Annotated in this window: 11 protein-coding genes; 5 read left to right on the top strand and 6 right to left on the bottom strand. The window is 64.7% G+C overall.

What is annotated here, in order from left to right; genetic code table 11:
- Nucleotides 1-10: 10 nt before the first annotated feature.
- The 3 genes from AC0L2F_RS08410 to AC0L2F_RS08400 all read left to right on the top strand — a co-directional run bounded on the left by AC0L2F_RS08410 (nucleotide 11) and on the right by AC0L2F_RS08400 (nucleotide 3,580).
- Nucleotides 11-817, top strand: coding sequence for a creatininase family protein (locus AC0L2F_RS08410; protein ID WP_473248093.1), 807 nt, complete (start codon nucleotides 11-13; stop codon nucleotides 815-817).
- Between the two features lie 139 nt (nucleotides 818-956).
- The gene (locus AC0L2F_RS08405) at nucleotides 957-1,220 is read left to right on the top strand and encodes a hypothetical protein (protein ID WP_007597808.1); all 264 of its coding nucleotides are present in this window, start codon (nucleotides 957-959) and stop codon (nucleotides 1,218-1,220) included.
- Nucleotides 1,221-1,615: 395 nt separating this feature from the next.
- Nucleotides 1,616-3,580, top strand: coding sequence for a carbohydrate porin (locus AC0L2F_RS08400; RefSeq protein WP_473248285.1), 1,965 nt, complete (start codon nucleotides 1,616-1,618; stop codon nucleotides 3,578-3,580).
- 21 nt (nucleotides 3,581-3,601) lie between these two features.
- Here the strand turns inward: AC0L2F_RS08400 and AC0L2F_RS08395 are convergent, their stop codons facing one another.
- Nucleotides 3,602-5,677, bottom strand: coding sequence for a methyl-accepting chemotaxis protein (locus AC0L2F_RS08395; RefSeq protein ID WP_473248092.1), 2,076 nt, complete (start codon nucleotides 5,675-5,677; stop codon nucleotides 3,602-3,604).
- Between the two features lie 240 nt (nucleotides 5,678-5,917).
- On the opposite strand from AC0L2F_RS08395, the gene AC0L2F_RS08390 reads away from it, so the two are divergent.
- Nucleotides 5,918-7,213 carry a hemolysin family protein gene (locus tag AC0L2F_RS08390; RefSeq protein WP_473248091.1) on the top strand — a complete coding sequence of 432 codons (1,296 nt, stop codon included), beginning with the start codon at nucleotides 5,918-5,920 and terminating at the stop codon, nucleotides 7,211-7,213.
- 214 nt (nucleotides 7,214-7,427) lie between these two features.
- On the opposite strand, the gene AC0L2F_RS08385 is transcribed toward AC0L2F_RS08390, so the two are convergent.
- The 3 genes from AC0L2F_RS08385 to AC0L2F_RS08375 form a co-directional block, all read right to left on the bottom strand.
- Entirely contained in the window at nucleotides 7,428-7,667 is a 240-nt protein-coding gene (locus AC0L2F_RS08385) for a PilZ domain-containing protein (RefSeq protein ID WP_473248090.1), read from the bottom strand.
- A gap of 101 nt (nucleotides 7,668-7,768) precedes the next feature.
- Nucleotides 7,769-9,490, bottom strand: a complete 1,722-nt coding sequence (locus AC0L2F_RS08380; protein ID WP_473248089.1) for an FMN-binding glutamate synthase family protein — start codon at nucleotides 9,488-9,490, stop codon at nucleotides 7,769-7,771.
- A gap of 203 nt (nucleotides 9,491-9,693) precedes the next feature.
- Nucleotides 9,694-10,467, bottom strand: a complete 774-nt coding sequence (locus tag AC0L2F_RS08375) for a ferredoxin--NADP reductase (protein WP_007597827.1) — start codon at nucleotides 10,465-10,467, stop codon at nucleotides 9,694-9,696.
- Between the two features lie 399 nt (nucleotides 10,468-10,866).
- On the opposite strand from AC0L2F_RS08375, the gene AC0L2F_RS08370 reads away from it, so the two are divergent.
- Nucleotides 10,867-11,670, top strand: a complete 804-nt coding sequence (locus tag AC0L2F_RS08370) for an ATP-grasp domain-containing protein (protein ID WP_473248088.1) — start codon at nucleotides 10,867-10,869, stop codon at nucleotides 11,668-11,670.
- Between the two features lie 21 nt (nucleotides 11,671-11,691).
- Here the strand turns inward: AC0L2F_RS08370 and AC0L2F_RS08365 are convergent, their stop codons facing one another.
- Nucleotides 11,692-12,540 carry an amidohydrolase family protein gene (locus AC0L2F_RS08365; protein ID WP_007604933.1) on the bottom strand — a complete coding sequence of 283 codons (849 nt, stop codon included), beginning with the start codon at nucleotides 12,538-12,540 and terminating at the stop codon, nucleotides 11,692-11,694.
- Nucleotides 12,541-12,543: 3 nt separating this feature from the next.
- A complete protein-coding gene (locus tag AC0L2F_RS08360; protein WP_473248087.1) occupies nucleotides 12,544-13,521 on the bottom strand; it encodes an aldo/keto reductase in 978 nt (325 codons plus the stop codon).
- Between the last annotated feature and the right edge of the window lie 56 nt (nucleotides 13,522-13,577).

Genomic DNA, 13,577 nt, shown 5'->3' with positions numbered 1-13,577 from the left:
AGAAACCTTGATGACGCCTTCCCGCGACTGGACCGAGATCCGCTGGGCCGATACCAGCCCCGCCGAGGTTTCGCGCTGGATCGCGGTGCTGCCGCTGGCGGCGACCGAGCAGCACGGCCCGCATCTGCCGCTCGAGACCGACGTGCTGATCGCGGGCGCCTATCTCGCGCGGGTGCGCGAGCTCCTGCCCGACAGCGCTCCGGCCACTTTCCTGCCCGTTGAACCGATCGGGATTTCCACCGAGCATATCGACTATCCCGGCACGCAGACGCTGCCGACTGACATCGCGTTGAAAAAATGGACCGCGATTGGCGACGACGTCGCGCGGCGCGGATTGAAGAAGCTCGTCATCATCACCAGCCATGGCGGCAACAGCGCGGCCATGATGCTGATCGCACAGGATTTGCGCGCGCATCAGAAGCTGTTCGTGGTGACGACGTCGTGGTCGCGGCTGTCGGGCGCGGACAAGCTGTTCCCGGCCGACGAAGTGCGTCACGGCATCCACGGCGGCGCGATCGAAACCTCGATCATGCTGGCGCGCTATCCCGATCGGGTGCGCGGTGATGCGATCGCGGATTTTCCCGCGAGCAGCATCGCGATGGAGCAGCAATATCGCTGGCTGTCGACGCAGCGACCCGCACCATTCGCCTGGCAGGCGCAGGATCTCAACCCCAGCGGCGCTATCGGCAATGCGACGCTGGCCGTGGCCGCGAAGGGCGAGCAGCTGATCGACCAGGGCGCCCGCACTTTTTGCGAGCTGCTTGCCGAGGTTGATAACTTCGACGTGAACAGGCTCGCCACAGGCCCGCTCGGCTAGCGCTCATCCTCCTGGAATCATTCGGAAAAGATCCATACTCGACCTCCGCTTTTGCCGGATTCGAACCGGACGCGCGGAGCCTCCGTCCAACTCGGTACGCGGGCCACAACGGACCGCCTCAACCCGGATGGAGTTTCACATGTCGATCAAGACCAAGATTTTCGCAGTTGCCCTCACCGCGCTCACCCTGACCGGCAGCGTCGTCGCCACCACCTCGCAGGCACAAGCCAAGCCGCTCGGCTGGGGCGTCGGCGTCGGCCTGGGCATCGCCACTGCCGCCGTCGTCGGCTCCGCGATCGCCGCCAGCAACGACCCCTATTACAACGGCTATCACCGCTGCGGCTGGGCCGCCCAGTACAACGCCTTTGGCCAGTACGTCGGCCGCGTTCGTACCTGCTTCTGATTTGAGTCCCTGAGGCCGATCTCACGTGGATCCTGCGTCCGACACGGGCGCCTCATCCACCCCGTGTCGTGCCCCCGACCCCGCCCGGATGTCCCCCCGGGCGGGGTCAACCGTTTTGGGACCTTGGAATTTGTTGCAGTCCCGTCACATCGCGATGCGAACCATCCCCTGCGGCAATCTGCACTAGTTGCTATTGCGAATTAATCGCAATAAGGTTCGCAACGGGCCCAGGAACTTGGGAGGAAGTCGCGCCGAATCGGGATCATCTGGTCCGATCGCGGAGCGCCTAAGCCTGATGACAGGGTCGCCGCGAATCGGCAGGGATAGTGCGGCGAGTGGACACATTCGCGTTGGGGGCGTGCGTTTTGACGTTGAGAGCTCACCTTTACAGGTATTTGCGAACGGCCGCGGCGATTACCTCGGGCGTACTGGCTTTTCCCGCCGCCAGCCGCGCGGCCGATCTGCCGCTGAAGGCACCGGCCTTGAGGGCGGTCCATGACTGGACCGGCCTCTATATCGGTGCGCATGCCGGCTTCACCCGCGGCACGTCCTCGGCCACGCTGACCGATCCCACGGTCGCAACCGACAATCATGTCTTCACCGGCGCGAGCGGCGGCGTGCAGGCCGGCTACAACTGGCGCCTCAATTCGGGCTTCCTGCTCGGCGTCGAAGGCGACATCTCCTTTCCGAACTACCTGCCTTCCAACCATGTGGTGTCGTCGGCTGCGACCGCGCTGTCGAGCGCGGAGGAACGTTGGGACTATGTCGCGAGCCTGCGCGCGCGGCTCGGCTACACCACGGGCGCCTTCATGTTCTACGCGACCGGCGGCGCCGCTTTTGCCGGCGAGCGCTTTCTCTCGACACCTGCAGGCGGCACTGAGGAGAAGGTGTTGAACACGCGGTTCGGCTGGACCGCCGGCGGCGGCGTCGAATATGCCTTCGCGCCGCACTGGAGCGCTCGGCTGGAATATCTCTACAGCAAGTTCGAGAACGCCCACGTCACCTTCCCCTCCGGCGCGCAATATTCGTCCTCGATGGATTTCCAGAGCCTGCGGATCGGCCTCAATCGCAAGATCGACTGGCCGGGCCTGCCGACCTACAATCCGAAGTCGGACGTGACGGACACCGAATCCAGCCGCTGGGAGATTCACGGCCAGTCGACCGTGCTCGGGCAGGGCTACCCCGCGTTCCGCGCCCCCTATACCGGCCCCAACAGCCTGCTCCCGTCGCCGGATTTCCAGCAGACCTGGAGCAACTCGCTCTATCTGAATGCGCGGCTATGGGATGGCGGCGAGGTCTATTTCAATCCCGAGCTGCTGCAGGGCTTTGGCTTCAACAACACGACGGGCGCTGCCGGCTTTCCCAACGGCGAGGCGCAGAAGTCCGGCTTCCCCTATCCGCACTTCAACGCCTCGCGGCTGTTCGTGCGCCACACCTTTGGCTTCGGCGGCGAGCAGGAAGAGCTCACCAGCGGCCCATTCCAGCTGGCCGGCAAGGCCGATATCTCACGCCTGACCCTGCAGATCGGCAAGCTCTCCGTGGTCGACGTGTTCGACGGCAATTCCTACGCGCACGACCCGCGCAAGGATTTCATGAACTGGTCGATCTGGGCATCCGGCGCCTTCGACTACGCCGCCGACAAGCTAGGCCTCGGCTATGGCGCAACGGCCGAATTGAATCAGAAGCAATGGGCGCTACGCGCCGGCTATTTCCTGATCGACGCGCAGTCCAACTCGAACAATTTCGACATGAATATCGGCCGCCGCGGCGAATATGTCGTCGAGCTCGAGACGCGCTATTCGCTGTTCGGCCAGCCCGGCAAGCTGCGCACACTCGGCTTCGTCAACAGCGCCTATTCCGGCAGCTATCGCGAGACGCTGGACAATCCCCTGCTTAACCTCGACATCAGCCAGACCCGCCGCGGCCGCCTCAAATACGGCTACGCTTTGAACGTCGAACAGGCGATCACCGACGACGTCGGCGTGTTCGGCCGCTGGAGCTGGAACGACGGCCGCAACGAGATCATGGCCTTCACTGACATCGACCGCAGCCTGTCCGGCGGCGTCTCGGTCAAGGGAGCGAAATGGGGCCGGCCCGACGACGTCGTCGCCATTGCCGGCGCGATCAACGGCCTCTCGCAAGACCATCGCGACTTCATCGCCGCCGGCGGCCTCGGTCCGCTGATTGGCGACGGCCAGCTCAACTACCGCAGGGAACGCGTGCTGGAGACCTATTACGCCTACGCGCTGAACAAGGCCCTGACCTTCACCGCGGATTACCAGCTCATCGTCAATCCCGCCTACAACGCCGATCGCGGCCCGGTGTCGGTATTCTCGGGACGGTTGCACGGAGAGTTCTGAGCGCTCCCCGCGGCGCGTTTTCTAGGCCGCACGGATCGCGTCCAGGAACTTCCCGACCTCGACCTTGAGGCGGCTGCTCTCGCCGGACAGCGACTTCGCTGACGCGAGCACGGTGGAGGAGGCCAATCCGGTCTGGCTCGCGCCGCGCTGCACGTCGACGATGCTGGCGGAGACCTGTTGGGTGCCGCGCGCCGCCTGCTGCACGTTGCGGGAAATCTCCCGCGTCGCCGCGCCCTGCTCCTCGACCGCGGAGGCGATCGCCGATGCGATCTCGGACATGCGGGTGATGGTGTCGCTGATCGACTTGATGGCGCCAACGGAATCCTCCGTCGCGCTCTGGATTCCCGTGATCTGCTGGCTGATCTCGCCGGTGGCCTTGGCGGTCTGCTCGGCGAGTGCCTTGACCTCGGAGGCGACCACGGCGAAGCCGCGTCCGGCCTCGCCGGCGCGCGCCGCCTCGATCGTGGCATTGAGCGCCAGAAGATTGGTCTGGCCCGCGATCTGGCTGATGAGTTCGACGACGTCGCCGATCCGGCCGGCAGCCTTGGCGAGCTCGCCGACATAGTCGTTGGTCCGCGCAGCCTGCTGCACCGCTTCGCTGGCCACCCGCGCGGAGTCCTGGACCTGCCGGCCGATCTCGTCGACCGAGGACGCCATTTCCTCCGCGGCCGCGGCAACGGTCTGCACGTTGCTGGAGGCCTGCTCGGAGGCGGCCGCGACGGTTGCGGTGACCTTTTCCGATTGATCGGCGGTGCTCGTCAGCGTTCCCGCCGACACTTCCAGCTCCGACGATGCCGACGAGACGGTGTTGATGACCTCGCCGATCAACGCTTCGAAATCGCGCGCGATCTGGTCCATGCGCTGGCTGCGCCGGAGTTTCGCCTCGGCTTCCACCGCGGCGGCCTCGTCGGCGGCCTTCTTGGCCGAGAGCGAATCCTTGAAGTGCTGGAGCGAGCCCGCCACCTGGCTGATCTCGTCATTGCGGCCCGTCACTGGAATCTCGACCTCGTGCTGTCCGGCGGCGAGCGTTGCGATCACGTCTGCGAGCCGGCTGAGCGGCGACACCACGCGCCTGCGCAGCATCATGGTCACGCCACCGAGTGTCCCCAGCAGCGCCAGCACCGCCACGCCCGCGAGCGCGAGCATCGCCAGCGCGCCGTCGCGCGCGGCCGAGGCGCGCTCGGCAGCTTCCGCGAGCGCGGCATCGCGCACGCCGTAGAACATCTGGATGGCGGGCACAATGACTGTGGCCAGCTCTTCGGCGTTGATGCCGTACTTGCCGTCGCCACGTGCCGCAGGCATCTCCTTGTCCACGGCAGCGGCTGCTTTCCCAAAATAAGAATCGATCGCCGCTTTCAGCGCGGTGGCGATGCGAGGCGGGCTTCCGAGCTGGTCGATGCCGGCCTCGATGCGCTCGCGGTCCGCCTCGACACGCCCCTGCATACGATCCATCAGCGAGAATTCGGCTGCCGTGAGCGGTCGGCGTGCGCTCAGCGCCGGCGACAGCGTGGCGGCCCGGCTGCCGGCCGAGACGCGCAGATCCTGTGCGGTTCGCGCCAGGCCCAACAGTGCCGCAAGCGAGGAATCGGCATTGATGACCTTCGCTTCGAGCCGGTTCATGATCGGCTCGATATTGCCGATGACCTCTGCAATGCCCGGTAGGAAGCCCTTGACGACAGCGCTGTCGCGCGCCGCCAGGGGGACGCTCATCGCGCGGTCTGCAGCGGTGTAGATATCCTTGAGCCGCCGGGCGGTACGGTCCAGGCTTTCGATCATCGGTCCGGAATCATCCAGCACAAGGATGGCGCGCCTTGCCCCCTCGAATGCGGCATCGGCCGCTTTCGCGGCTTTCGCGGCGCCGTCGATCTGGGCCTGCGTCGCAGAATTCTCCTGGAAGATCGGGGAAATGTAGGGGGCACGAAGGCCGGCAACGTGCTGACTGACCATCAAGGTCGCACCAAAGGCGTCGACTGTCTTGATCGCGTCGGAGCGGTTCGTGAAGATGCGCGCCTGGGGTATGAGCACCTCGGCGCCAAGGATGACTGCAAACACCGTCACCGTCAGCATCGACAGCGCAAAAAGTTTCCCGATCCGCATTCTGATCCCCGAATACATTCCTGTAAATGTCGAGAACCTAGCTGGTCGCCGCTAAGAGCCCGTTAAGCAACGGCATGCCCGTAGTTCCGCGGGGTATGGGCTTCGAGCACCTTCCGGGACGGCGTCGCCGAGGTTCCCTCGCGGTGACGGATGCGACAGAATCGTCGGCATTTCTTCCTCGAATACCTATATCAAGGCCTGTGCCGCCATCCGGCCACACTCCCTTACCTCGGAACATCAATGCTCTCCGCCGAACTCGCCATCGTCGTCGTCCTGATCGTCATCAACGGCTTGCTGTCCATGTCCGAGCTGGCCGTGGTCTCGTCACGCCCGGCCCGGCTGTCGATGCTCGCCGCCAAGGGCGTCCGCGGCGCCGAGCGGGCGCTGATGCTCGCAGCCGATCCCGGCAAATTCCTCTCGACGGTGCAGATCGGGATCACGCTGGTCGGCGTCCTCTCCGGCGCGTTCTCGGGCGCGACGCTCGGACAGCGGCTGACGCAATGGCTGCTCGAGCTCGGCCTGTCCGCAGGAATTGCCGACATCGTCGGAGTGGGCCTGGTTGTCACGCTCATCACCTACGCCACCCTGATCGTCGGCGAACTGGTGCCCAAGCAGGTGGCGCTGCGCGATCCCGAAAGCATCGCGGTCAGGGTTGCACCCGCGATGCACGTGCTTGCGAAGGTCTCGCTGCCGCTGGTCTTCCTGCTCGATCTCTCCGGCAAGCTGATCCTCACGCTGCTCGGCCATGGCGGCAAGTCCGAAGAGAAGGTCTCGGAAGACGAGATCCATCATCTCGTCAGCGAAGCCGAAAGCGCGGGCGTGCTCGAGTCAGGTGAAAAGGAGATGATCGCGGGCGTGATGCGGCTCGGCGACCGGCCGGTCGGCGCGATCATGACGCCGCGCACGGAGGTCAACGAGATCGACCTGAACGATACGCCGGAGAGCATTCAAGCGACCATCGCCAAGAGTCCGCATTCGCGCTTTCCCGTGTCCGACGGCGACCGCGACAAGCCGATTGGCGTGCTCCAGGCCAAGGACCTGCTGGTCGCCTTCATGAACGAGCGCACGCCGGATTTGCGCGTGCTGGTTCGCGAGGCGCCCGGCATTCCCGCCTCAGCGGATGCCCGCGACGTGCTGGCGATCCTGAAGGCTGCGCCGGTGCATGTCGGCCTCGTCTACGACGAATACGGCGCCTTCGAGGGCATCGTGACGACGGCTGACATTCTGGAATCGATCGTCGGTGCCTTCCATTCCGAGGAAGGCCCGCCGGAACCGGCCTACGTCAGGCGCGCGGACGATTCCCTGCTGGTCTCAGGCTGGATGCCGGTCGACGAATTCGGCGAGCTGCTCGGCATCGAACTGCCGCCGCACCGCTACAACACCGTCGCCGGCCTCGTGCTGCAACAGTTCAACGTGCTGCCTGATGTCGGCGACGCCTTCGACTTCGGCGACTGGCACATCGAGGTGGTCGATCTCGACGGACGGAGGATCGACAAGATTCTCGCGAGCCGGCGGAGCGAAGTAGAGACGGGGTGAGCCACTCTCGTCGTCCCGGACAAGCGCAGCGAAGCGGAGCGCAGATCCGGGACCCATAGCCACAGGATTGAGTTTGGCGAAGACCGGTAGTTGCGCGGTACTGCTGTCTGCGCATGATCGACAGATCACGCGGTATGGGTCCCGGATCTGCGCTGGCGCTTGTCCGGGACGACGGCGGAGTTTGTGGTTAGAGCTTGCGCCAAACTCAAGCCCCTCACCCGAACCTCACCCCGATCCGCTTTTCCTTGCGCCAGATCACGGTGCAGGCGAGATGTGTTCCGTCGGCCTGGACCAACAGGCTGAAATGGTCGGGGATGCCGACGGGACTGCTGACGTCGAGCGCGGCGCCGGTATCTGACAGGTTGCGGATGGTGCAGTCGATCGCGCCGCCGCCGAACTCGATCGTCCCGGCCTTCAGCACGCGATGCCTTGCCCTGTCGCGCCGCTCGTCCATGGCGACAATCTACACCCAAAGTTGAACCAAACGTTAAACGCAGCCCATTTCGCGATGCCTTTACGCACGGGGGCCTGCGGCCTTGCAAGTGGACCGGCGTCCTACAGCGCCGGCTGGAACGTCTCCGTCCGCGCCATCCGCCAGGCGTCGCGGAAGCGCGGGTCTTCGGTGCCTTCGAGCAGCTCGCCCGGACGCAGCGACGGATAAAGCTGCGCGAAGGATTTCACGTCCGTCGTCGAGGTGCGCTGGGAGAAGTGGATCGGGCGCAGCTGCTGCGGATGCTCGAGACCGGCCGCGGCGATCAGCTCGGTCAGCGAGTGCAGCGTCGCAAGGTGATAATTGTGCACGCGGTCGATCTTGAGCGGAACGTAGAGCGCGCGCGCCCGCGTCGGGTCCTGCGTCGCGACGCCGGTCGGGCAGCGGTCGGTGTGGCAGCTCAGCGACTGGATACAGCCGAGCGAGAACATGAAGCCGCGTGCCGAATTGCAGTAGTCCGCGCCGATCGACATGGCGCGTGCCATGTCGAACGCGGTCGCGATCTTGCCGGAGGCGCCGATCTTGATGCGGTCGCGCGCGTTGATGCCGATCAGCGCGTTGTGGACGAAACTGACGCCCTCCCGCATCGGCATGCCCAGATGGTCCATGAACTCCAGTGGCGCGGCACCGGTGCCGCCCTCGTTGCCGTCGACGACGATGAAATCGGGATAGATGCCGGTCTCGATCATCGCCTTGCAGATCGCCAAAAATTCCCAGGGATGGCCGATGCACAGCTTGAAGCCGGTCGGCTTGCCGCCGGAGAGCTTTCGCATCTCGCCGATGAACTGCATCATGCCGACAGGTGTCGAGAAGGCGCGATGCGAGGCCGGCGAGATGCAATCCTCGCCCATGGCGACCCCGCGGATCTTGGAGATCTCCTCCGAGACTTTCGCCGCCGGCAGCACGCCGCCATGACCGGGCTTGGCGCCCTGGCTGATCTTGAGCTCGACCATCTTGATCTGGTCCTGGCTCGCGACGCGCGCGAAGGCTTCGGGATCGAAGGTGCCGTCGAGATGGCGGCAACCGAAATAGCCCGAGCCGATCTCCCAGATGATGTCGCCGCCCATCTCTGCGTGATAGGGGCTGAAGCCGCCCTCGCCGGTGTCGTGCGCGAAGCCGCCCTTCTTGGCGCCGGCATTCAGCGCGCGCACGGCGTTCGGGCTGAGCGCGCCAAAACTCATGGCGGAAATGTTGAACACCGAAGCCGAATACGGCTTGGCGCAATCCGGTCCGCCGATGGTGACGCGGAATTTCTCCTCGGCATGTGTCTTCGGCGAGACCGAGTGATGCATCCACTCATAACCCTGGCGGTAGACGTCCTCCTGGGTGCCGAACGGACGCTTGTCGAGCTGCATCTTGGCGCGCTGATAGACCACCGCACGAATGTCGCGCGAGAACGGCATGCCGTCCTTCTCGCTCTCGAAGAAGTACTGCCGCATCTCCGGGCGTATCTCTTCGAGCAAAAAACGGATATGCGCCGAGATCGGGTAGTTGCGGAGAACGGCATGACCCTTCTGCATGAGGTCGCGGACGCCAAGCAGCGTCAAGGCGCCGAAGATCAGGATCGGGATCAGCAGGATGTCGAAGATCTTGCGGTCGGCGATGCCGATGCCGATCAGCAGCGCGGTGACCACCGCGCAGATCGTCAGGACGATGAAGCGCGGGGAGAATGGCAGCAGCAGGGTTTCCATGATCCCCTCTTCCGCCAGCGGCAGCCGTTTGGGCGATAGGTTGGACGATAAGTTGGACGATTCCTGCGTCTTATTCACGTCGGCCACGATTCCCATCCTCTCGCCAGCATGAGGCGGTACGATACGCCCGCGCCTGTCATACGGATATGACGCGGCGGTTGTTTCACGCTAGCGAATTCGGCGGGGACAAATCAATCAGCCCGATGGGCGGGCTTTTGCGGTGCAGCAGAGGGGGGCCGACGACCACACTCACCGCGGTCGTCCCGGCACTAGGCCGGGACGACAAGAGAGCGCGGCGATTACCGCTCGACGAACGCCTTTTCGATCACGAAATGGCCGGGCTTGTTGCCGGAGCCCTCGACAAAGTCGCGGCCCTCGAACATCAGTTTCAGCTCCTCGAGCATCGCCGGGCTGCCGCACATCATGATGCGGTCGGTCGCGATGTCGAGCGGCCCCTGGCCGATGTCGTTGAAGATCTGCTCGGAGCTGATGAGGTCGGTGATGCGGCCGCGGTTCTTGAACGGCTCGCGGGTCACGGTCGGGTAGTAGATGAGCTTGTCCGCGAGCAACTCCCCGAACAGTTCGTCCTCGCGAAGGCCGGCGACGAGCTTCTCGCCATAGGCGAGCTCGGAGACCTGACGGCACCCGTGCACCAGCACGATGCTGTCGAATTGGTCGTAAACCTCGGGGTCCTTGATCAGGCTGGCGAAGGGCGCCAGGCCCGTGCCGGTCGAGAGCAGCATCAGCCGCTTGCCGGGAATGAGATTGTCGGTGATCAGCGTGCCGGTCGCCTTGCGGCCGACCAGGATGGTGTCGCCTTCCTTGATCTTCTGGAGACGCGACGTCAGCGGGCCGTCCTGAACCTTGATCGAGAAGAACTCGAGCTCTTCCTCGTGATTGGCGCTCGCCATGCTGTAGGCGCGGAGCAGCGGGCGCCCCTCAACTTCGAGGCCGATCATCGCGAACTGGCCGTTCTGGAAGCGGAAGCCGGAATCGCGGGTGGCGCGAAAGCTGAACAGAGTGTCGGTCCAGTGCTGGACGGAAAGAACTTTCTCTCGGTAAAACGCGCTCATGATTTTCGCTATTCCGAATAATTGCGGGTTTAGGGCAAAAGCGCTGCCCGGCCCCTGAAAGCGGGGCGGACACCATTGCCATGGCGGAGGATTTCGCGAGTGTGATCTACGCCATTGAGACCAATAATCAACCTCGTTCCGGATGCAATTGATGCCGGTCAAACCGGCATTTGCGGCGGAAATGGTCGCATCATTAATGGATCTGCTGTCCGGCGCATGCGGAGGGCAATTTCTTTTCCCTCCGAGGCTCGAATACAGCACTTAATTTCCGTAGCGCTCGCGAGAATTTCATTAAGAATAGCTCTGATTTCACCCCCGTTTGGCGCCGTTTCCCGGATTTTGCGGCTTTTGGCGCCAAGATCGACTGGAACTGGCGACCGGGACCGGCGACAGAGACACATGGCGAGCGGCGAGCGGATCTTCGTCCAGGCGATCAAGCGCTATTGCGCAACCCATGGCATTGCGCTCGATGTCCGTGCCGATGGCTGGCTGCTCGCGATGCGCCGGGGCGAGCAACGCCGCTTCGCGTTCGGCTACGACATCGGCCTCAACAGCGCCATCGCGCACCGACTGGCCAACGACAAATCGGCCACCGCCGAAGTGCTCGCGCTCGAGGGCGTGCCCTGCATTCCCCATCGCCTCTTTCTCAATCCCAAGTTGGGCGAGAAAGTTGTCGGCGTCGCCTGGCGAGAGGCAATGCTGGCGCTGCTTCACGACAATCCGCAAGGCGTGGTGGTGAAGCCGAACGAGGGGACGTCGGGACGATCCGTTTTCAGGGTCACGACGGAAACAGAGCTCGATCATGCGGTTGGCGAAGCTTTTTCGATCAGCGCCGGACTCGTGATCTCACCCTATGTCGTGATCGAGGACGAAGTTCGCGTGGTCCTGCTCGATGATGTGCCACTCGTCGTCTACAGCAAGCAGCGTGGCTCGGATTGGCGGCACAATCTCGATGCAGGCGCAAAGCCCGTGCTGATGCAGGACGGCGATCTTCGCACAGCCTGCGCAAAGCTCGCCATCGACGCCGCCAATGCCATCGGCATCACCTTCGCCTCGGTCGATCTCGTGCACGTCGACGGCGTCTGGCGTGTGCTCGAGATCAATTCCGGCGTGATGATGGAGACGCTGGCGAAGCTGCATCCGGAGCTGGTGCGGACGACGTACGATGCGGCGCTGGATCTGGTGTTTGGGGACAAACACTGAACCGACACGCGCGCGGCGGCTTCAACTCACCGCCAGCCGATACGCGGCCTTGGCATTCACACCGAACGCCTTCTCCCGCACCTGCGGCCCGAGCTTCGTCAGGCAGGCCTCCAGCGCGCCCTTGATCTCACCATAGCTGCCCGCGAGCAAACATACCGGCCAGTCCGAGCCGAAGATCAGGCGATCTTCGCCAAAGCATGTCGCGGCGTGCGCGACGAACGGAAACAGCCGCTCCGCATTCCAGTCGCTCCAAACCGCTTCCGTCGCCAGCCCCGAGACCTTGCACCAGACATTGCCGCAGGCCGCGAGTGCCGCGATGCCATTGGACCATACAGTGCTTCCACCATCGGCGATCGGCGGCTTGGCTGCGTGGTCGAGCACGAAGCGCGCCTGCGGGAAGGCCTGTGCGGTTGCGATCGCGGCCGGCAGCTCGCGGGTGCGGACCAGGAAATCGTAGGCGAGATCGTGCGCGAACACGGCCGTGAGGCCGCGCTGGACGTCCTCGCGCAACAGCCAATCCGGGTCGGCCTCGTCATGGACCTGGTGGCGGATGCCGACCAGCTTGTCGCCGCCGGGCGAAGCACGCAGCCGGTCCAGCGTCTCGCCGAGTGCAGCGTCGGTCAGATCAGCCCAGCCGACGACGCCGATCACCGAGGGCGTCGCATGCGCGATCCGCAGGAATTCCTCGGTCTCCGCCAGCTCGGAGCGGCACTGCACCAGGATGCTCGCGTCGATGCCGTTCGCCTTCAAGAGCGGCGCGAGATCGGCCGGACCGAAGGCACGCCGGATCGGCGTGAGCTCGGGCGCGTCCATCCAGGGATAGTCGGCGCGCGCGGGATCCCAGAAATGCTGGTGAGCGTCGATGATCATGCCCTACGCTCCGCCGGGCAATGGAGCGCGGGCATCGACGAGTTTTCGCGCACGCAGCTCCTGCCAGAACGCCGCCGGCACCGCCATCTCCGACATCGCGATGTTGTCGGCAATTTCCGCGGCATTGCGTGCGCCCATCACGGCGACCGTGACCGCCGGATGGGCCATGCAGAAATGCAGCGCCGCGGCTTTCAGCTCGGTGCCGTGCTTGCGGCAAAGCTCGTCGAGCGCGAGCGCGCGGGCGACGAGTGCCGCATCCGCGTCCTGATAGTTGAACTTAGCGCCCGTGTGCGGATTGGCCAGGATGCCGCTGTTGTAGATGCCGCCGAGCAGGATGCCGATGTTCTTCGCGGCGCAGACCGGGAACAGCGCATCCAGCGCGCCCTGATCGAGCAGCGTGTAGCGGCCGGCGAGCAGGAAGCAGTCGACCGGAACGGTCTCTGCGAACCGGACCAGCATGTCCGACTGGTTCATGCCGGCACCGATCGCCTTGACGGTGCCCTCACTGCGCAGGCGCTGGAGCGCGCGGAAGGCGCCGGCGACGGCGTCGTCGTAGTGGTCGTCGGGATCATGCACGAGCAGGACATCGACGCGGTCGAGCCCAAGCCGCGCCAGGCTTTCCTCCACCGACCGCATCACGCCGTCATAACTGAAATCGAACACCGGCCGCTCCCGCGACGTGGCCTTGTAATGCTCGTCCTCGGCGGCGGCGCCATCGGGCGCACGCAGCAGACGACCGACCTTGGTCGAGATGGCGTAGGAGTCACGGGGCTGTTGCCGCAGGAATGCGCCGAGGCGTCGCTCCGCGAGGCCAAAGCCGTAGAGCGGCGCGGTATCGAAGAAGCGGATTCCGAGCGACCAGGCGCGGGCGATGGTCGCCTCCGCATCGGCATCGCTGACGGGGGTGAACAATCCGCCGAGCGGCGCGGAACCGAGGCCGAGCGAGGTGACATCGAGAGAGCCGAGCCGCGACCTTTTCATTCCAATTGCCTCGTCAGTCTTCCCCAACAGCAAAACCATCTCTCCCGCTTGCGAAA

This window comes from Bradyrhizobium sp. Ken64 (assembly GCF_055807555.1).
This window is presented reverse-complemented; position numbering and strand designations above follow the sequence as displayed.

What these genes read in the sequence shown, in the direction of transcription:
- AC0L2F_RS08390 (WP_473248091.1), top strand. Translation starts at nt 5,918, where the DNA reads ATGCTCTCCGCCGAACTCGCCATCGTCGTCGTCCTGATCGTCATCAAC.
- AC0L2F_RS08375 (WP_007597827.1), bottom strand. Translation starts at nt 10,467, where the DNA reads ATGAGCGCGTTTTACCGAGAGAAAGTTCTTTCCGTCCAGCACTGGACC.
- AC0L2F_RS08410 (WP_473248093.1), top strand. Translation starts at nt 11, where the DNA reads ATGACGCCTTCCCGCGACTGGACCGAGATCCGCTGGGCCGATACCAGC.
- AC0L2F_RS08385 (WP_473248090.1), bottom strand. Translation starts at nt 7,667, where the DNA reads ATGGACGAGCGGCGCGACAGGGCAAGGCATCGCGTGCTGAAGGCCGGG.
- AC0L2F_RS08380 (WP_473248089.1), bottom strand. Translation starts at nt 9,490, where the DNA reads ATGGGAATCGTGGCCGACGTGAATAAGACGCAGGAATCGTCCAACTTA.
- AC0L2F_RS08360 (WP_473248087.1), bottom strand. Translation starts at nt 13,521, where the DNA reads ATGAAAAGGTCGCGGCTCGGCTCTCTCGATGTCACCTCGCTCGGCCTC.
- AC0L2F_RS08365 (WP_007604933.1), bottom strand. Translation starts at nt 12,540, where the DNA reads ATGATCATCGACGCTCACCAGCATTTCTGGGATCCCGCGCGCGCCGAC.
- AC0L2F_RS08395 (WP_473248092.1), bottom strand. Translation starts at nt 5,677, where the DNA reads ATGCGGATCGGGAAACTTTTTGCGCTGTCGATGCTGACGGTGACGGTG.
- AC0L2F_RS08370 (WP_473248088.1), top strand. Translation starts at nt 10,867, where the DNA reads ATGGCGAGCGGCGAGCGGATCTTCGTCCAGGCGATCAAGCGCTATTGC.
- AC0L2F_RS08405 (WP_007597808.1), top strand. Translation starts at nt 957, where the DNA reads ATGTCGATCAAGACCAAGATTTTCGCAGTTGCCCTCACCGCGCTCACC.